Source organism: Paenibacillus sp. EB106-06-01-XG199 (assembly GCF_058791575.1).
Genome location: NZ_JBYTDQ010000008.1, coordinates 203,003 through 222,884, shown reverse-complemented (window position 1 = coordinate 222,884; position 19,882 = coordinate 203,003). Strand labels below are relative to the sequence as shown.

Below are 19,882 nucleotides of genomic sequence, written 5' to 3'. Positions count from 1 at the left end.
CCTTTCGGTAGCCAGGCTGCCACTCTTGCGAAGGCCCTATGGCTTTGCGTCCCTATCTTTCGATTAGGTTTGCCTTGTCGTTTTGGAAGGATTTATCCCTCTTACCGTAAGTATCGTCCCTATGAAGTTTTTATTTAGAGCATTAATAAAAATAGATTAATAAATGGTTCTAAATGCCTGTTTTAGATTTGCAACAATTGGTTAAATAGATTATTTAGGCCTACGAGATAAACTGTTGCAAAGCTATATCTTCCCAATCCAAGGTGATGCGGATGTTATCCTCTTCTACCAGTTCCGAACCGGTCTGTACCTCAATAAACTCTACATCCGTCAGCGCAAGGATCGCATGTTTGGTGCCTTCCGGTATACGAACCACATCTCCTGCCTTGACATTATGCATCTTCTCATTAATCACAATGCTTGCTTCACCGCTGACAAATGTCCAGATTTCACTTCGTTTATGGTGCAGCTGGTAACTGATATTTTTACCCTCTTCGATAAAAATCCGTTTGGTCAGCACTTCATTTCCCTCATCGTATTTCACATAATCTATGACTTTATAATGGCCCCAGCGGCGTTCTTCGTACATCGGTCTTTGTTCAAAAGACTTCAGCACTTCCTTGATTCTCGGACTCTCCGCTTTATGGGTAACCAAAATCCCGTCCGGGCTGGCAGCGATAATCAGATCCTTCGCACCGATCACCGTAATCGGAATATCCAGCTCATTAATCAGGCATGTGCCTTCGGAATCCGCCGTCACGAACCCTTTGCCTACATGATTGCTGTTCATTTCTTCAGTTAGCGTGTTCCAGGTTCCCAGATCCTTCCAGAACCCGGCATAAGGCTGAACTACGATTTTCTCCTCTTTTTCCACCACTTCATAGTCAAAGCTGATGGAAGCAAGCAGTTTGTACTGCTTCTGCAGTTCCTCATAGTTCAGCGGCAATCCCTTACGCTGCAGAATATCAAGCAGATAACCCAGGCGGAACGCGAACACGCCGCAGTTCCAGAGGGCATTCCGGCTGATCAGTTCCTCGGCCTGCTCACGGTCAGGTTTCTCCTGGAAGTGGCTTACCTGCAGATAGCCGCTTGCTCCCGCCTCAGCGCTGGTAGGAATGATGTATCCGTATTTTTCTGAAGCATGCTCGGGTACTACACCCATTAGCGCCAGGTTCGCTCCGCTCTCCTGCATCGTTTGCTCAAGCTGCACTACTGTATCGAAGAAGGCGGCTTCCACATAAGGATCGACCGGGAGGATGGCCACGGTCTCGCTTGGCGAAACGCCTTCCATGGAATACAGGTAGGCTGCTGTCAGGGCAATCGCCGGAAACGTATCGCGGCGTTCCGGCTCAACGATGATAGGCACCTCGCTGCCAAGCTGGCTCTGAATCATTTCCACCTGGCTGCGGCCGGTAGCCAGATAAGCCGAACCCGACATATTAGCTTCCTCCAGCTGCCGCCATACCCGTTGCACCATGGATTCCGGTTCCCCCGTTGGGCTCTCAAGTACCTTCAGAAATTGCTTCGAACGTGAATCGTTAGACAATGGCCAGAGACGTTTACCTGAACCGCCTGATAGAAGTACCAGTTTCATATGGAACCCTCCTCATTATGTGTTGACGCAAAAATATCGGATTGTTATTGTGAGCTACGAGCTAAACAGCAACCTCGAGATGCTAGAATGTTTATAGCGCGCTGTTGCTGCGCGATAGCCTTCAGATACAACTGTTACGGGAGTCACTGCAAGGAATGTTTGGACTTTCGGCCGCTGTTGTCTGCAGATTTCTTGATTTATACCGCTGTCCGCGGTGGAAATCCGCAGACAAAGGCGGACGCATTCGCTCCTACAGTTCCAAAATTCCTCTCCGTTCCATTCCATAACAGCTTCCTTAGATGGATTCCAGCTGGGCTATGCGCCCTAGCAAGACATTCACGCCCGCGGCTTGCACCCGCAGGCGAAGCTCCCTGCTAAAGATCCGGCATTGCCGCTTGGTTGGCGGCAGGTAAGAGCGAAGTGCTTTACAGAGCTGAGAACTTAGCAGAGCAAGCTTGAGGCTTAGACCGCACCAGCCACGCTGGCCGAATACCCGCTCAGTCCGCCCATTTGCGGGCGTCCGACGGAATGGTACTCCAGGCCGGTGCCTTCGATCTGCTCCTTGGAGTAGACGTTGCGGCCGTCGATCAGAACCTGGCGGCGCATACTGCCCGCCAAGCGATGCAGGTCGATATCCTTGAACTGGCTCCAGTCGGTCAGCAGGCATACGGCATCGCTGCCTTCTGCCGCCTCTTCCGGCAGGCCGCACCAGCGGAGCTGCGGATGATCGTATTGCATTTTGAAGTTATCGGCGGCAATCGGATCATAGAGCTTCACTGTAGCTCCCTCCGCTACCAGCGCTTCGACGATTTCCCGGGCAGGTGCCTCGCGTACATCATCGGTATTCGGCTTGAAGGCTAACCCCCAAATTCCGATAACCGCGCCGCGCAGGCTGCCAAGCGACTCATGAAGTTTGGAAATAATCATAAACCGCTGCCCTTTATTCACCTCAACCACCGATTTCAGCAGCTTGAACTCATAGTCCACGTTGCCGGCGATCTGGATCAGTGCATTGGTATCTTTCGGGAAACAGGAGCCTCCATAACCGATTCCGGCCTGCAGGAAGCTTGAGCCGATTCTCCGGTCCATCCCCATGCCTTCCGCCACTTCGGTTACATCAGCTCCCACTTTTTCACAGATGTTGGCAATTTCGTTGATAAAGGAGATTTTGGTTGCCAGGAACGCGTTCGATGCATATTTAATCATTTCCGCACTGCGGATATCCGTTACGAAAATATTTTCAGTGAAGCCTTGATGAAGCTGGCGCATCGTTGGCTCCAAAAGCGGATTATCCAGACCAATCACAATCCGGTCAGGATGAAGCGTATCGCGGATCGCCGAGCCTTCACGCAGGAATTCAGGAGCGGAGACGATATCGAAGGGATGATTCGTGTGGGAAGCAATCAGATTGCGGATTTTCTCATTTGTGCCAACCGGTACAGTCGACTTGGTCATGATGATTTTATAGCCTTCCATTGCTTGCGCAATTTCTTTGGCTGCTCCCTCGATATACGTTAAATCCGCTTCGCCGCCCGGCAGGGAAGGCGTTCCAACAGCAAGGATGACGATATCAGAAAGGCGCACCGATTCTTGCAAATCCGCCGAAAAGGATAATCTGCCCTCACGGAGATTCATTTCGATCAATGCCTCAATACCCGGTTCATAGATGGGGGATTCCATCCGGTTCAACTTTTTGATTTTTTCCTCATCCTTATCGACACAGATGACATGATTCCCGTTAAGTGTAAAACATACGCCAGATACAAGACCGACATAGCCGGTACCGATTACTGCCAGCTTCATATAATCATCCTCCTTTAAGAAAATTAACGTAGGCCTGTTCCACATACTGCTTGAACTGAACCATAAACGTCTGTTCATCGAATTTATGCGCATGCCCCATAATCTTGCTGATGTCCCACGCATAGGACTCCACTTCGTGGATAGCCTTCAGCAGATCATCCACTTCCTGATTCTGAAAGAATACGCCATTGACATAAGGAACTATGGTATCCAGCGCCCCTCCGGCCTGATAAGCAATGACCGGTCTTCCTGCGGCATTCGCCTCCAGGGGCGTGATTCCGAAATCTTCTTCTCCCGGAAAAATAAACGCCCGGCATTTCGACATCAGGCCCGTAACCTCTTCATCCTCCAGCCGGCCCAGAAAAGTGACATTATCTTTGGCCATTCCCTCCAGACGCTTACGGTCCGGCCCGTCGCCGACGATATAGAGCTTAAGGCCATTCCGGCTAAAAGCCTCCACTGCCAGGTCGATCCGTTTGTAGGATACAAGCCGCGAGACGATCAGGTAATAGTCGCCGATAGAACTGGAACTTGTGAAGCGGGCTGTATTGATCGGCGGGAAGATCACATCGGCATCCCTATGGTAATAGTTCTGAATCCGCGTCTTCACTACGGAAGAGTTGGCCACGAACTGGTTTACATTTTTGGATGTCCGCTGATCCCAGGTCTTGAGCCGCTGCATATAGACCTTGAGCAGTCTTTTGAACAGTCCGGAATTCGATTGCCGCTCCATGTACGTGTCATAATCCCAGGCAAAGCGCATTGGCGTATGACAGTAGCATAGATGAAACGTGGATTCAGGAACCTTTATGCTTTTCATAAAAGCACTGCTGGAGCTCAGGACGATATCGTACCCGCTAAAGTCCAAATCACGAATGGCCATCGGATAAAGTGGCAATACCCCTTTAAAATTGGCCTTCACTCCCGGGATCTTCTGCAGCCAGGAGGCCCGGATATCCGCATCTTTGAGGTTGTCGGTCAGGCGGCTTCCGTTAAACACCGTCGTGAAGATCGGAGCCTCCGGATACATGTGGTGAAAGACCTCCACAACTCTTTCCGCTCCGCCCATTTGGATTAAGTAATCGTGCGCTATCGCAATTTTCATGTAAATCATCCTCAAAGTTTTATGGAGCAGCATCATCAAGTAGTGAATGCATGGAAGGAACGGTGCCCTTAAGCTTTAGCATTGTCCGGAAAAACAGCTCAGGTTGCGGCGAGCAATCCTTTGTAATAAGCGACGATGTCCTTTACCGTATTCTCGATGACAAAATGCTCTTTTACCCGCTTCATTCCACTTTCGGCCATCCTTCTTCGCTCTTCGGGATGGTTCAGCATCCAGGTGATGGAATCTGCAAGTACGACTGGGTCTCCAGGCTGGATCAGCAGCCCCGTTACACCGGGAACCACAATCTCTACCGGGCCGCCTTCATTGGAGGCGATTACCGGCAGTCCAGCCGCCATGCCTTCGACGATAACCTGGCCGAATGGCTCGGGGGTAATCGAAGTGTGAATCAGCAAATCAGCAGTTTTCATAAGGCCTTGTATGTCATCCACATGACCCAGCAGTTTGACGTTGGTAAGCCCATCCTGCTGCATCTTCTGAATTAATTCCTGTTTATATTCCTCTTCCCCGAACAGAGCATCACCGGCCAGCCAGAACTGGACACGACTGTCATCCTTGAACGCTTTGGCGGCCTCCAGCACGATATGCTGGCCTTTCCAGTGCGCCAGCCGGCCCACCAGCAGGACGTTGAAATTCTTCTGGTCCCGTCTGCCGATGCTTTCGCCGATTGCTTTGGCAAAAGCGGAGTAGACCACCAGTGTCTTCTTCGAACGCGGCAGCTCCAGCGCATTCAGCGTGGAATGGGAATTGGCAATCACGCCATTGGGAAGCAGGCGTGACAGCAGCCGGATCGCCTTGGCGACAACCGGCTTTAGGTACGGGGCACCGATATGGTCCCGGATATGCCAGATCAGCGGCACTCCCGCTTTCTTCGCGGCAACTGCACCGTAGAAGGCCGATTTCAGGGAGTTGGTGTGCACACAATCCACCTTTTCCTGTTTGAGCAGCGGCGCCAGCTTGCGGCCGTAAGCCAGCAGCTTGAACGCCGCAGCCGGAGCACCGAGATTGACGGCATTTCTGCCGCGGCTGCGGATGCTCTCATCAAGCGGGATGATCCGGACGTCGATACCTTTTTCCCGCAGACGTTCAGCCAGTGCCCCTTCTTCAGCCAGAATGACCAGCGGCTGAATCTCTTTGCCGATGTTGGTGAGGATGTTGAACAGCGCAACCTCTCCTCCGCTCCACTTGGCGGTGTGATCAATATAAGCGACCTTTAGCATCCTGCAGCCACACCCTTTCCCAATGTTTGAAGGAATACCGATTCCACTTGATCGCCCACATGCTGCCAGGTGTATTTCTCCAGCACATGGTTTCTGCATTCGTCACGGCCGGGAAGCAGCTTGCGGTTGCTGAGCATATGAATCATGCCTTCCGCCATATCCTCACTGGTCGAACCCTTGAACAGCAGCTCCGGGCGGAAGCCCTGCAGGATCTCTTTGTTGCCTCCGACCGGAGTAGCCATAACCGGAAGCCCGGAAGCCAGTGCTTCAACGGTGATAAGTCCAAAGCCCTCGAGTGCCTGTGAAGGAACCACGAACATGTCAGCAGCCTGGTAGTAGGAAGCCAGTTCATGATCGGGAATGTAGCCAAGCAGCCTGACTTTGTTACTGAGACCGTAATCAGAGATTTTTTCTTCTAGCTCTCCGCGCAGCGGACCTTTGCCTCCGATCAGCAGAATCGCGTTCGGGAACCGCTCGGATACCTGCTTCCAGGCTTCCAAAAGCTGCAGCAGCCCCATCCGGTTCATCAGCCGCCGGACCGTCAGTACCGTCGTTGCTCCCTCCGGCAAATTCAGCGTCCGGCGGACAGCCAGCCGGTTGCTGGCAGGGATGAACCGCTCCACATTGGCCGCACCCGGGATCACGATGATTTTGTGCAGCGGCACACCATGCAGACTGTGCAGCATGTCGCGGAAATACTCGCTAAGTACAATGAACTGGTCGGCCAGCTTGTAGGCCTTGCGTTCAATAGATTTGGCAATCGTTGTTTTGACCCGGTGCTTAATGCCCTGGCCTTCGATCTTCATCTCTTCATTCCATGGGCCATGAAAAGTCATGACCACCGGAATCCCCCGCTTCTTCGCTTCCATTGCCGGCCCAACCCCGTAAGGTGCGAAGTGGGTATATAGGATATCAATGCGCCCGCTCCCGCTGCCCATCAAATCTGCAGCTTTACGCTGAAAAGCATCCTTACGCTTCCAGATGGTTTCCTTGGGATCTCCGGCGTTATGAATAATCAGTTCCTTCGAGGTGGACGGCGTCTCCTGACTGCAGATCAGCGCATGCACCTGGTTGCGTGAGGAGAGCTGCTCGCAAACGGATTTAAAATAAGTGTTAAGCCCGCCGGGCTGTAACGAGGGCCAACTAAGGCCTGTCGTCATAATGTTTAATCCGTCACTGTACGGCATAGCTTCTCTCCCCTTTCTTTTCTTTCTCGGCCTGCCCCTGTGCGTTGTGCTGGGCCAGCTTGCCGGAGCTGTTCAATTCGTAATGCTTGAAGCCGACCATGAATTCATACATCACCCAAAATACGGATACCGCGAACCCTGCAATGCCTTTCTTGAACAAACCGTGCAGAAAATATTTCTGCAGGAACCGTGCCGGCGGCCGCAGCAGCAGATTTCTCAGCTTAAACGGCTTGCCGCTCGCATAAGCGCTCTGCGCTTCCAGGTCGGTGTATTTATTAAACCGGGTTACATGGTCATTGATGCTGCGGAAGCCCTGATGCCAGAGCGTTCCGTTCAAGCGAACCGTCCGTTCCTCCAACACCTCGGGCATTTCATGCACCAGGGAGTTGCGGATGCCGTACTCCTTGCGGTTGTACAGCCGCACCAGATATTCGCCCTTGTCCAGCCATCTGCCCAGAAAATCACCGATCCGGTATAGCGAGTAAGCTACGCCCCGGTCCGTCAGCGCCGGCTTGCGCTCAAGAATATCCTTGGCCAGCTCATCGCTGACCACTTCATCGGTATCAATCAGGAAGACCCAATCATGGACGGCGCGTTCCACTCCGAATTCTCTTTGCTTCGCGTATCCGGGCCATGGGTTGACGTATACCCGGCAATCCAGGCTTTCGGCCAATTGCACCGTCCCGTCTTTGCTTCCTCCGTCGATTACAACCACCTCGTCGGCGAAAAGTCGGCAGGATTGAATTGCTTTGGATATTCGAATTTCATCATCCTGCGCAATGATGACAGCAGATATCGGGTAACTCCCCGGGCCGCCAAGCACGCTTGTCACTGAATCCATGAAGGTTTCCTCCTTTGTCTGTATGTTATTGGCTTACATTCTATTTCAGGCTGGTTGCCGCAGAACCGCTGCGATGACGGATGTCCTTCCAATCGCTGTTGTCTTCCGATTTCTTTGATTAGACCGCTGTTCGCGGTTGAAATCTGAAGACAAAGGCGACCGCTTCGCTTTTCCAGGTCATTCCGTCCTCTCCGCTAATCTGCCTTAAGCCTTCAATAAGGGTAGGCCAAACCAAATATTTCTTTTTAACCTTGGGTATCCGCGGGTTTTTTATGGATATAGGAATTCATCGTCGTCTTCATCCACTTAATGTCGTCCCCGTTGATCAGCAGCCGCGGCAGCTTGACCTTCAGGTTGTATTTAATATTGAGAATAATGAACAAGAACCGCAGTACAGCCGATGACAGCATCGCCACCCCTGCTCCGAACAATCCGAACTTCGGCACCAGCAGGAAGAGCATCGGGATCACCAGGATTAAGCCTACTCCCTGAAGAATGGATACGAATTTCGGTTTGCCAAGCGCCATAAAGACCTGAGCCAGAATCAGTGTGCCTCCGCTGATCGTAACTTCCAGCAGCAGCAGGCGGAATACGGTCAGCGCCGTATTGAAATCCTTCCCGTACAGCAACGGAATAACGAAGGGGGCCACCAGCATCAGGAACACTGCGCCGAGCAGGGTGCAGGTCGTACTGATCCGGAATGCTTTGAAGGTAAGGGCGATCGCCTCCTCCTTCGAGAGCTCAGAAGCCTTTGGAAAAAGCACCACGGTGATCGAGTTCGAGAAGAAGTTAACCATCCGCGACAAGCTCACTGCTACTGCGTACAGTCCCAAATCGGCTGGCCGCAGCAGACCGGCAATAATGATCTGGTCGATATAGCCGGAGAATTGGCCGAGCAGGTCATTTCCGTAAGAACCGAGGCCATACGTGAATAATCTTTTGAAATTCAGGTATGCATCCTTCAGCTTCACCCTGTAGGTGCGGAGCAGCAAGATTGTCATTCCGATAAACAGCGGTACGGATGGAACCAAGTAAGCCAGTGCCGTAGTAAATGGATTCATATGATCCGTGAGGATCAGAATGCCAATGGCCGCGAGCGTCAGCAAAGGAACCAGATAACGCATCCAGTTAAAGGTCTTGTAATCCCCTCTGAACTGAAATGCCGCGTTGTTAATCTGCGAGATCACAATCAGCGGACACAGGATCATCGACCATTGTGCAAAAACCACCACCTCCGGACTGAAGGAATCCAGCCAGTAAGGAAGGACAAAGATTCCCACTGTCATGGCCACCATGCCAAACCCAAGGCCGATCATCAGCGCCACCCGGTAGAGCACCCCGGCCTCATCCGGATTCTTCTTGGCATTGTAGATCAGCGCCGAGGGAATACCGAAGCTCATACTGAACGCCAGAAACTGGGACCAGTTCACCATAGCTGTCTGTTCCCCGCGGCCTGTCGGCCCGAGATAGCGGGCAGTCAGCACACCCGTCAGCATATTAACCAGCAGAATCAGCACGCTGACGAACATGGTTTTTACGGCTGCCGAGCTGTTGTCCTTGCTCTTCGTGAATTTCTTGAGCGAGGACCAGACTGTGCTAGTGGGAAGTGATTTCGCGTTCAACTGCTGCATGTGGTGTTCCCTTCTTTCTGCTCTCAATAATCTCTTTGGCGCCTAGCCCAAGGCCGATCAGCATCCATATCAGATATCCCTTGAGTCCGGGGAATCCGTTGTCTGACACCAGGCTGACTACCGCCCCCATCCATGCTGCCAGCGATAGCCGGGCATAGGGCTGAAGACTGTCCTTGCTGGTGACTCTGACCACAATCTGTTTAATAACGGCCCCAAGTGCGCCGAAGAAGAATAAGGCGCCCAGTATTCCAAAGGTAAGCAGCAGTGCGATAACGCCGTTGTCCATGTTGCCGTACTCTCCAAGCTCCCCGCCGTTGCCAATCTTTGTTCCCTGGCCTACACTGCCTATTCCTTGGCCAACCGGATTAGCGGCTACCATCGGCAGCATGTTCTGCCATAAGCTGAGCCGTTCATTATAGGAGTGGTCTTCCTGCACGGAGGTAAGTGTCTCCATGCGTGCCACCAGCCCCTCTGCCCCCGGCAGCTTGGGAACGATCCAGATCAGCGCTACAGCGACAAAACCCAGCTGAAGCAGGGTTTTCCACTTCCCTTTGGAGGGAGAAGAGGCGATGTACACCAGCAGCATAACCAGCAGGACCAGCCAGGCGGAACGCACCAGCGTGGTCAGCAGACAGACCACAACGAGCAGGACACCGATCCAGCGCAGCGTGCCTTGCCATCTTTTCTCCAGAATCATCGGGACGAGGGCGAATACCAGGAAGGTCGCCGCCGGTCCGGGAGAATTCAGAGTGGAAAAGACGCGGATTTCCAAAGGATACGGTGTTCCGATGGACATCATATCCGCATTCCTCATCCAGAAAGCGTCCCAGGGAGGAACCGTCAGATATTGGATGATACCGTAGATCGCCACCAGGACTGCAATATTGGCAAAAGCGTACAGCAGCCGGTCAATATCCTTAGGCTTGAAACGCGTTACCGCGAAGAACGGAATCAACAGCAGCGGTACGATGTAGTTAGCCAAATCGTATACCGAGCCTATGCCGTTCTTCGCCAGTCCGATCAATGCGCCGTAGGCCAACGCTACCGAGAACAGCAGGATGATCCGCGTGGAGGATTTCCGGATTCTGTGGATTTCCTTCAGCACCGGAATCGCAAGTGTTGCTCCCGTCAGCAGAGGCGCCAGACTGAGCAGGGATACCGAGTGGTAGACCCCTTCGTACCAGTCGGCGATACGCCGCAGCTCCGGGGCCACCGCCCAGATCAGCAGAGTATAGGCGATCAGGTGTTTCGGCTTCAGCAGCGCCAGCAGGAAGGCGGGGAATAGAATCCCTGCCAGAATGACCCCCTGCAGACTGCTGGAAGAGCTGAGCTTCGCACTGGCGAAGCCGATCAGCAGCGGAAGCCCCAAGCACATAGCGCAGATCAGCGTCATCATGACGCCTGACTTCACCGAAGTGAGGGATGGCAATATCAGGTTGCTTTCATTCTGGCTCATCCTCTTCATTTCCCCACCTCCGCCCTATGGCCATCCAAATTTCGTATGTTTACTCAAATCTCCCGCCCTTGATCTTATCCCGCTTGCGCAGCTCTTTGAGCAGCAGGACCAGGAACTGGGCATCATCTACAAGATATCTTTTCCACAGGCGTCCCGGCTCCTGGCTCAGCCGCCAGAACCATTCAAGCCCTGTTTTCTGCATAAAGTCCGGCGCCCGTTTGACGGAGCCCGAGAGGAAATCAAACGTCGCTCCCACGCCGATGGAAATCGGCGCCCGGTAGGAGGTGTAATGCCGGTAGATCCATTTCTCCTGCTTCGGTGCGCCCACACCGACGAATACAATATCCGGCCGGGTTTCGGTCAGCATTTGGATAATACGCTGATTCTCTTCCTCGTTGTGCTCAAAACCGTAGGAGGGAGAATAACAGCCGACAATGTTCATGCCGGGATAAGCCGCCTTTAAATTCTTTGTCGCCCGCTCAGGCACACCTTCCGCCGAGCCCAGAAAGAACAGCCGGTACTTTCTTTGCTCGAAGGCGTCACCCAGGCGGCTGAAGAGATCTGATCCGGAGACCTTCTGCTTCAGCGGCTTGCCCAGCATCTTCGAAGCCCAGATCAGCGGCATTCCATCCGCCACTACGGCACCTGCTTCGGAATACACTGCCCTAAACTCTTTGTCCTTGCGAAGCTTGATCACATGATCGACATTGCAGGTCAGGATGTAGGATTGATTCCTTTCCTTAATGGTCTTGTCGATGTATTCAAGCAGATCCATGAAATCATAGTTATCGAAATTGACATCGAACATATTCACTTGGTTCATCGTATCACTTCTTTTTGTGGGGAATCGGTTGGCTGTGAAGATCGATACAGGCAGTTCAGGTACCAACAGAACGGAATAATAGATTGGACCGTCGACAGCGTGTTGTCGGAGAAAGAATAAATTAGAAACGCTGCAATAAAGAGCAGATAGTAAGGTTTGACCGGCGGTGCCAAAGCTCTGTAAACCAGAAGAAACACAGCCAATAAGGAAAGCAACAGCAGGATGGCGCCGACATATCCTCCATCGAAGTAGAACCGGATATACTCGTTGTGCGGAACCACAAAGCCTTTGTACAGCGACCCGTCATTGGCTACAGTCACTGCGCCGAGTCCTCTGCCCGCAAGGGGCGAATCCTCCGCTTTGTGCAGGAAATATTCCCAGGCCTCCGCCCGTCCCGACAAATCAACACCCGTTTCGGTCGTCCGTTCGAAGGAGCGCTTCTTGATGTTGTCCAGCTGCAGATAGACAGCCGAGACAATCAGGAGAAACGAACACAGCAGCGGAATCAGATATTGCGTTCTCCCCTTTAAGTACTGACGGGAAATGTCGTAAAAATAGTAGAGAACCATCAAAACCAGAGCTAATATCGGTCCCCGCGTCCCTGTTCCGATCAGGATTAGAAAGTTCAGCGCCAGCATGGTGTAGAAAAACTTGATATGCTGCGGGCTCCGTTTCACCTCAATAAATGCGATGCCCACTCCCATAAAAGCCAGCATAGCCAGATGCGCTGGAATGTTCGCCCCCTGTATCCGTATAGCGCCCGTGAACTCGATATCGAGAAATGAATGGATATGAGCCGCCTGCAGCACCACTCCAGCCAGCACGCTGACCAGCGGCAGCAAGGTGATGATGCGGATTTGCTTCTCAGCCACTTCTTTCTTCCAGTTGATCAGGAGAAATACGAAGGGAAGCGACAGACCGATAAAGGCTTTTATGGCAATGGATGAGCTCATCTCCGGCAGCCAGATCGAGAAGCCAAAGGTGATGAACACCAGTGCCACCATGGCCCAGAGCGGAGGACTGAGACGGAACTTCAGGCCATTGACCAGAATGCACGGCACCAGAAGCATCAGGATAACCAGCTTGTAGAGGGAAAGAATTTCAATCCCGAACATGCTGCCGTTATACAAGAAGTTAATGGAAATCGCCGTCGTAAACAGAACGAAATAACTGATCAGTTCAGGACGAGAGAGAGAGACAACCAGCAATATAATCAGGAGTACGGCAGCTACCGCAATTGCCGGCTGGTAAATGACCGCTGTTCCGAGGAACAGGGCAGACACCAGGTAGAGCATTCCGTATGGCAAAGCGTTGATTTTTGAGCCCCACCCAAAATTAGTCATTGTCTTCCCTCACCCCGCTGCAGATTGCCTCTTCCGGTTCCAAATCATATGAAGAGTTCCCCGAATGCTCTCCAGCCGGCATCTGTTCAGAAGCTTTCTTCCCTTGCTTCTGGAGAGGATCGAATCCGCCATGATATAGACTACTTTGGCGGCCGTCTTGACCAGCAGGATCAGATTGCCCTTCACACCTTCGCTTTTCATAGCGTTAGATATGCCTTGACTGTAATACCTTTTCATAATCCAATCTTCAGTCAGACGTCCTGCCGGTACGAAATGATCAACCGCCATCTGAGGATGATAGAGAATAGAATGTCCTTCTCCCTGTATTTGACCGAATAACCAGGTCTCTTCACCGGAGAGAAGTGAATCTCCCTTTCTTCCGAGCTCCAGAGGAAACAGGCTGATGTCAAATACAAGCTTACGCATAGCCATGTTGGCTCCGCAGGGATGCAGCCGTTTCGGATATTCCCTCACCCGGTCACCCAGATCAACAATCGTGTAAGGCAGTTCAAACGGCTTAATGAGCCATTCAGGCCGCTTACTTTCAAAGATCGGAGCGATCTTTCCGCCCATGGCCATCACTTCCGGATGTTGTTCAAAACTGTCAACAATCGTTGTTATCCAGGTTCGGCAAGGAATCGCATCATCATCAAGAAAGGCGATGATTGGCGACTTGGAAGCCAGAATCCCCGTATTTCGGGCTGCCGACAACCCCTGTACCGGTTCCAGAAGATAACGGATATCCATCTCTGCTCCTTCCGTCTCCATAAAGCGTTTGGTGACGGACGCCGTATCATCCTTGGAGTGGTTATCCACCACGATAATTTCTGCCTGATGCAGATTCTCCAATGACAGCAGCGATTGAAGGGTCTTGACTAGCAAAACCGATCGGTTATAGGTGCAGATAATGATGGAAATCTTAGGTACATCTCCGTATTCAAGCATCGGCAATCACCCAATTTCCATATTTTTAATAAGCATTTTTGGACCCGAGCAGCATTAGGGCGGTTTTCGCAATGATTTTGAGATCCAGCATCGTGCTCCGGATCTGGATGTAGGTTAAATCCAGCTGCACCATCTCGTCGAAGCCGACGCTGTTTCTGGCATTTACCTGCCAATAACCTGTGCAGCCCGGTGTAACTATGAGCCGCTGCTTGTCGTATTCCGAATACTGCGCCACCTCTTCAACGAGCGGAGGACGGGGGCCGACCAGACTCATATGGCCCATCAGCACGTTCCAGAGCTGAGGCAGTTCATCAATGCTCGTCTTGCGCAGAAATCTTCCCGTCCGTGTAATCCGGGGATCATTCTTGATTTTGAACATTGCGCCGCTCACTTCGTTATAAGCCATCAGATTCGCCTTCAGCTCCTCAGCATTAGACACCATAGATCTGAACTTATACATCGGGAAGAGCTTCTCTTCTTTGCCTACCCGGGTTTGCCGGAAGAACACTTTGCCTTTCGGATCCTCCAGCTTGATCAGGACAGCAACAAGAGTGAATAGCGGCAGCAGTACGAGAAGGCCAAGAGCGGAGAAAAAAATGTCGATAATCCGCTTCATCACCAGATAGGAATCCATCCCTTTATTTCCTTCTTTGGCATGCAGCATGTAAAGTTTCGGCAGGACGGCCTCATAGTCTTCCGGCAGTTTTTGCATGCTCATTTCTCCTCATTCCTCCTAAAGGTTTTGTGGTGCTCCTCATTTTTAGCTAAGCGTGGTTTGTCCGGCCTTGCTGAGCCATTCCGACATGGCATCCATTACCGGATAGCGCAAGTCCTCACTCTGCAGGGCAAATTCCAATGTGGTTAAAATATATCCAAGGCGTTCGCCGACATCATATCTCGTACCATCAAAGTTATAGGCATATACCCGCTCGCTTTGATTGAGCTTCTGGATCGCATCCGTGAGCTGAATCTCGCCGCCCGCACCTTTTTCCTGCAGGTCCAGGTATTTGAAGATCTTAGGAGTGAACACATAACGGCCCATAATGGCCAGATTGGAAGGCGCTGTACCCAGGGCTGGCTTCTCGACGAAGTTGTTAACCCGGTAAAGTCTTCCATCCTGCAGATCCGGTTCAATAATCCCGTAACGGTTAGTGAATTCATCCGGAATTTCCTGAACACCAATCACTGAGTTCTGCGTTTCTTCATATTGGTCGATCAGTTGCTTCAGGCAAGGAACCTGTCCGGTTACGATGTCATCACCGAGCATAACGCCAAAGGGCTCGTCTCCGATAAAACGTCTTGCGCACCATACTGCATGGCCCAATCCCTTTGGTTCCTTTTGGCGGATATAGTGTATTTCTACTTTAGAGGAACGCTGAACCTCTTTAAGCAGTTCCAGCTTGCCGTCCTCCAGCAGCCGGGATTCCAGTTCGAACGCATTGTCGAAATGGTCCTCAATTGCACGTTTACCTTTACCGGTAACGATAATGATATCCTCGATACCGGAAGCGATGGCTTCCTCTACGATGTATTGAATAGTTGGCTTGTTGATGATCGGCAGCATTTCCTTAGGCATTGCTTTCGTCGCGGGAAGGAAGCGCGTTCCTAGCCCAGCAGCAGGGATAATTACCTTTTTTACCTTTTTCATCGCACTTACCTCCTAAAAGTTTTGTGAGCTCATTTACTATGATTCATGGCAATGCCAAGAATTTTGGTTCCGGTCTGATCCATGAGCGTCTTCAGCTTGCGGAGCGCTTCACGCTTCGATTTGCCGTGCTTTGCCACAATGATGACACCGTCCGTCAGCGGGGCCAGGATTCTTGCATCACTGAACTCTACTGCCTGCGGCGAGTCGAGCAGGATAAGATCGAAGCTTGTTTTCAGCTCTTCCAGCAGAGCTGTCATCTTGTCGTTACCCAGCAGATCCGGCGGACTGACAGCGGTAATACCGGCAGGGATCACGGCCAGATTCGCCAAATTTCCGTAAACTGCGACATCTTTGGTTTCTTCAGTGCCGCCCAGATAAGTGGCAAGCCCATGGCTGCCTTCCACTTCAAACACGGAATGCAGTCCGGGATGTCTCAAGTTGCAATCCACAACGGCAACCCTCTTGCCATCCTGAACGAAAGAAACCGCCAGATTGGCCAGTAGCGTCGTCTTGCCTTCTCCGCCTTCCGCTGAAGTGAAGAGCAGCACTTTGCCTGCGTCTCCGCCAAGCAGTCCCAGCTGGCGGATATAGGTGCGCAGCGAGCGGAAGGATTCGGAGATATGCGAGGACGGATTCAAGTCCGTGATCAAACTTTTATTCAGCCGCAACATAAGCGCCCTCCCCTACTCTCGAATTAGCATTTGCTGCTTTACCCAAATCACGTTTGCGGATGGCAGGAATGCTTGCAATGACCGGCAGACCCAGGTCTAATTCGGCTTCCTTCTCACTCCGGAGCGTTCCATTGAGTGTTTCCATCAGCAGGATGATCCCTATTGCAGCCATCAGCGAAACTACAAAACTGATGATGATATTCATGTTGACGCCACCGTTGATCGGTCCGGGAACATCAGTTGGGTCAGCAGGCGTCAGGAATGTTACATTATCAAGCTTCATCAGTGTCGGCAAGCTGCGGATGAACGACTGTGAAACCGCGTTTACTATCCCGGCTGCCTTGCTGTAGCTTTCGTCCTGCACGCTGATATTGATGACCGAGCTTTTCTCTGAAGATTTCACCTGCAGCTTCGATGCCAGCTGGTCTTCCGTCAGATTGAATTCCGGGTGATCCGCTACAACATTCTTCATAATCGTGGGGGATTTCATGATTTCCTTATAGCTCTCGATGAGGTTAAGGCTGAAGTTTAGATTGTTTAGATTGTTGCTCTCGGGTACATTTGCGGTGTTATTGACCAGCAGCTGTCCGGAGGCGGAGTAGACGGGTACGACGAAGTTCTTGCTGACGTAGAAGGTGGTGGCGCAGGAGATTAATACAAACACCATGATTAACCATAACCTTTTCTTTATCAGGTTAATGTAATCCAAAATCGTCTTTTCCACAGTAACCCTCCTTCCGCATTAATTCTGAAAGCAATCATGAAAGTTTCAGATATCTTACTTTTATTCTATCAATCCATACGACTTGCCACATGGGTCATACCATCACTTTAATCTTCACTTTCGTGTGAGTCCTATTGGCACTTAAGTGTACCTCTATGGTATACTTTAGTAGTACACGCTTGGTAAATTGTAACAACTTATGGAAGGAACCCCTACACCAAGTCACCAAATTTGCTGAAAGCATCCAAGAAAAAACGGCCTCACCGTCCTTTTCAAAAGGAAGGCACAGCCGTTTCCGTGTAAAGTATCCCGGTTCCTCTGCAGCCCGGAACCTGGAAAATAATAATTCGCACAAAAAAACACGGACCTCTAAGTCCGTGCTCCATTCTTTAAGCCATCATAGGTTATCTTAATCATATGACATTTCATATTTGGTCAGCCCGACTGCGTTGGCATACAATGCTGCTTGCGTCCGGTCGGCAACCTGCAGCTTTGCCAGAATTTGGCTCACATGCTTTTTGACCGTAAATTCGCTGATGAACAGTCGCGAAGCGATTTCCCTGTTGCAGGCACCCTGACCCAGCTCAATCAGTACTTCCTTCTCTTTCGGTGTCAATTCATCTGTCGGACTGCTGCCGCTCATCCGCATTTTATCTTCCATTAGGCCGGGGTCATAATACTTCCTGCCCTTATGGACCAGTTGAATCGCAAACAGCAATTCCTCCGGCAGTGCTTCTTTCAGCACATATCCATCAACCAGCACTTCTTCTGCCTTCAGGAAATCCTCCCGGCTTGCCGATGAGGTCAGCAGAATAAACTTGCTGGTCAAACCGTGCGCACGCGCTGCTTTGATTACGTCCAGTCCCGATTCATCGGCAAGCTTCAGATCAATCAGCACAAGATCAGGCTGTGTCTCCTCAATTACAAGAAGAGCTTCTTGGCCATTCGTTGCCTCGCCGGCAAAATGCAAATTGGGCTGCATTGAAATCACAGCTGCCAATCCTCTTCTCACCAAAGGATGATCATCAACAATGACGATTTTCACTAGAACGACCTCCTGCCTAAAATTTATGCATTTTTTAATTCAGCCACACCGACAGGTATCGAAATTAAAATTTTCGTGCCTGCATTCTCACTGCTGGACAATTGAAAATCGCCCCCAAGAGACTGCGCCAGATATTGCATATTCTTCATCCCCAGTCCGCCTGTGTTATCCTCAGACTCCGTCAACAGCAGACTCGTATCAAAACCTACACCATCATCGATTATGGATAATCTTATCCATTTTGGCTTAAGTGACAGTTCAACATCCACCTTGCTGGCCGCTCCATGACGAATGGCATTGCCGGTCGCTTCAGAGATAATCCGGAAAAGCGCCTTGTGGTAGGGATACGGGAGACTGAAGTCATCACCCGTGATCTTTAGTTCAATCTCCACATCATTCAGTCTGGACAAGCTCTTCAGATGAGACCTTACCATACCCAGCCAGGTTGGACCGCCGCTCTTCTTGGAGCTAAGACTGTAGATTGTAATTCTCAGCTCCTTGGCCACCTTGGTCGCCGAATCATGGATAAGCTCTATCTGCTCCTCCAGCTCGGAATCAGACATTTTCGGCCAGGTCTGCTTTAGCGAGTGAGTGGCATAGACGATGCCGAATAAACTCTGTGAGACACTATCATGCATTTCATCCGCAATCCGGTTCTGCTCATTCGTGATGATCAGCCGGTTCTCGATGACCCCCAGCTCATGGCGTTCAAGAATAATTGCACTAAGCTCCGACAGAAACATCAACTGCTGGATATACCACCGGCGGCCTTCAAGGCCTTCCGAGGACTCCAGCTTCACGCCGATCATGCCAACAAAGCGGGTGCTCATTCTAACCGGCATCAGCAAAAAATCTCCGAGCCCCGGCAGGCTCTTGAATACAGGCTCGCGCTGTAATCTCCATTCATGCTCATGCTTCTCCAGCTCCGAGAAAAGAAAACGTTCCTCTTCCTGCTGCCAGCCGGTCTGCCGGCTCTGCGGTGCAGGCTCACCGCTCTTCTTGGCGAACCAGAACAAGGCTTTGTCAAGTTTGGTAAGCTTTACCACATAATCCGTAATAACCTGGCCTATGTTCATGAAGTCATGCTGGCTTGATGTTTCTACGATATGATAGAGCGATTTAATGTGCTCCATGGTTTCGTTGGTCCGCGCGTTTGCTTCTTCCCGCTGCCGCTTGATCCTGTTAACCATCTGCATAATTATAACCGTAAGTACCAGTGCTAGAAACAGGTTGCCATTTGCAAGTGCTGCTTGAGCTAAAGTTTTTCCGGCAGAATTAAGAAAAACATAACAAAATACAGCGAATATACCAATGTATCCAAGCAGCAAACTCCATCCGAAATAGATGGATAACGAACCTGCAGCGATCAGCACAGGGTTAAGCACGTACAGTCTGAAGGAGCTGTCATAGGCACCGGTTAACAGCGTCAGTGCAATAATACCCGCCATCTCTACACTTACAGCTACCATAAGGACACGCGGTTTATTCCGGAACCTCCGGTAATACATAGTGAATAGTTGGGCAAATAAGAACAAAATTATTATTAAAAGGGATTTATTAATTACGGAAGGCCCCGCGTAGTCCAGGAGGTACATCAGAGATGTGAGGGACAAAGAAAAGTATCTGTAAAATGCTATCATCTTGTCTTCCGCAGTTGTTTTGATTTTCATCCCACCACCCTATTCTCCATTTTTTGGAAAATTCGAGCTTATTTAAGCTTTGATAAAAGCATCATACATGAGAAAAATCACAATAACAAGTTTCACTATTTACTGACAGCGTTTTCTTTTTAAATAAATAACAGAATATCATTCATTTTTTTTCGAAG

At 50.8% G+C, this 19,882-nt stretch carries 17 protein-coding genes and 1 riboswitch; all 17 genes read right to left on the bottom strand.

The genetic code is table 11. From position 1 onward, the window contains the following. Positions 1 to 3: 3 nt before the first annotated feature. Positions 4 to 84, bottom strand: a riboswitch (cyclic di-GMP riboswitch). A 136-nt stretch (positions 85 to 220) separates the two neighbouring features. Then, a complete protein-coding gene (locus tag AC3WT9_RS26035; protein WP_341090052.1) occupies positions 221 to 1,594 on the bottom strand; it encodes a sugar phosphate nucleotidyltransferase in 1,374 nt (457 codons plus the stop codon). A 462-nt stretch (positions 1,595 to 2,056) separates the two neighbouring features. Further along, positions 2,057 to 3,397: a UDP-glucose dehydrogenase family protein gene (locus tag AC3WT9_RS26030; RefSeq protein ID WP_341090050.1), complete on the bottom strand. Its 1,341-nt coding sequence runs from the start codon at positions 3,395 to 3,397 to the stop codon at positions 2,057 to 2,059. A gap of 4 nt (positions 3,398 to 3,401) precedes the next feature. Continuing rightward, positions 3,402 to 4,502 carry a glycosyltransferase gene (locus AC3WT9_RS26025; protein WP_038586514.1) on the bottom strand — a complete coding sequence of 367 codons (1,101 nt, stop codon included), beginning with the start codon at positions 4,500 to 4,502 and terminating at the stop codon, positions 3,402 to 3,404. A 98-nt stretch (positions 4,503 to 4,600) separates the two neighbouring features. After that, complete coding sequence (locus AC3WT9_RS26020; RefSeq protein ID WP_341090049.1) at positions 4,601 to 5,740, bottom strand: glycosyltransferase family 4 protein; 1,140 nt, start codon at positions 5,738 to 5,740, stop codon at positions 4,601 to 4,603. Beyond that, a complete protein-coding gene (locus AC3WT9_RS26015; RefSeq protein WP_341090047.1) occupies positions 5,734 to 6,927 on the bottom strand; it encodes a glycosyltransferase family 4 protein in 1,194 nt (397 codons plus the stop codon). The genes AC3WT9_RS26020 and AC3WT9_RS26015 overlap by 7 nt, the downstream gene beginning before the upstream one ends. Further along, complete coding sequence (locus tag AC3WT9_RS26010) at positions 6,914 to 7,768, bottom strand: glycosyltransferase family 2 protein (protein ID WP_038586505.1); 855 nt, start codon at positions 7,766 to 7,768, stop codon at positions 6,914 to 6,916. The genes AC3WT9_RS26015 and AC3WT9_RS26010 overlap by 14 nt, the downstream gene beginning before the upstream one ends. 245 nt (positions 7,769 to 8,013) lie before the next feature. Next, the gene (locus AC3WT9_RS26005; RefSeq protein ID WP_341090046.1) at positions 8,014 to 9,399 is read right to left on the bottom strand and encodes an oligosaccharide flippase family protein; all 1,386 of its coding nucleotides are present in this window, start codon (positions 9,397 to 9,399) and stop codon (positions 8,014 to 8,016) included. Then, entirely contained in the window at positions 9,365 to 10,864 is a 1,500-nt protein-coding gene (locus AC3WT9_RS26000) for an O-antigen ligase family protein (protein WP_445744949.1), read from the bottom strand. Before AC3WT9_RS26000 ends, AC3WT9_RS26005 begins: the two co-directional genes overlap by 35 nt. A 40-nt stretch (positions 10,865 to 10,904) precedes the next feature. Then, complete coding sequence (locus tag AC3WT9_RS25995; RefSeq protein WP_341090045.1) at positions 10,905 to 11,678, bottom strand: WecB/TagA/CpsF family glycosyltransferase; 774 nt, start codon at positions 11,676 to 11,678, stop codon at positions 10,905 to 10,907. Further along, complete coding sequence (locus AC3WT9_RS25990) at positions 11,675 to 13,021, bottom strand: O-antigen ligase family protein (protein WP_341090044.1); 1,347 nt, start codon at positions 13,019 to 13,021, stop codon at positions 11,675 to 11,677. The genes AC3WT9_RS25995 and AC3WT9_RS25990 overlap by 4 nt, the downstream gene beginning before the upstream one ends. Positions 13,022 to 13,030: 9 nt before the next feature. Beyond that, positions 13,031 to 13,966 (bottom strand): glycosyltransferase, encoded by a 936-nt coding sequence (locus tag AC3WT9_RS25985; RefSeq protein ID WP_038598671.1) that lies wholly within the window; start codon positions 13,964 to 13,966, stop codon positions 13,031 to 13,033. A gap of 25 nt (positions 13,967 to 13,991) precedes the next feature. Further along, complete coding sequence (locus tag AC3WT9_RS25980; protein ID WP_038586491.1) at positions 13,992 to 14,684, bottom strand: sugar transferase; 693 nt, start codon at positions 14,682 to 14,684, stop codon at positions 13,992 to 13,994. A 42-nt stretch (positions 14,685 to 14,726) separates the two neighbouring features. Further along, the gene (gene galU / locus AC3WT9_RS25975; RefSeq protein WP_038586488.1) at positions 14,727 to 15,614 is read right to left on the bottom strand and encodes a UTP--glucose-1-phosphate uridylyltransferase GalU; all 888 of its coding nucleotides are present in this window, start codon (positions 15,612 to 15,614) and stop codon (positions 14,727 to 14,729) included. Positions 15,615 to 15,643: 29 nt separating this feature from the next. After that, positions 15,644 to 16,285 carry a CpsD/CapB family tyrosine-protein kinase gene (locus tag AC3WT9_RS25970; protein WP_341377428.1) on the bottom strand — a complete coding sequence of 214 codons (642 nt, stop codon included), beginning with the start codon at positions 16,283 to 16,285 and terminating at the stop codon, positions 15,644 to 15,646. Next, the gene (locus AC3WT9_RS25965; protein ID WP_341090041.1) at positions 16,269 to 17,009 is read right to left on the bottom strand and encodes a YveK family protein; all 741 of its coding nucleotides are present in this window, start codon (positions 17,007 to 17,009) and stop codon (positions 16,269 to 16,271) included. The genes AC3WT9_RS25970 and AC3WT9_RS25965 overlap by 17 nt, the downstream gene beginning before the upstream one ends. Before the next feature lie 409 nt (positions 17,010 to 17,418). Further along, positions 17,419 to 18,054: a response regulator gene (locus tag AC3WT9_RS25960; protein WP_038586479.1), complete on the bottom strand. Its 636-nt coding sequence runs from the start codon at positions 18,052 to 18,054 to the stop codon at positions 17,419 to 17,421. Between the two features lie 23 nt (positions 18,055 to 18,077). Further along, positions 18,078 to 19,502 carry a sensor histidine kinase gene (locus AC3WT9_RS25955; RefSeq protein ID WP_492408111.1) on the bottom strand — a complete coding sequence of 475 codons (1,425 nt, stop codon included), beginning with the start codon at positions 19,500 to 19,502 and terminating at the stop codon, positions 18,078 to 18,080. Positions 19,503 to 19,882 lie beyond the last annotated feature (380 nt).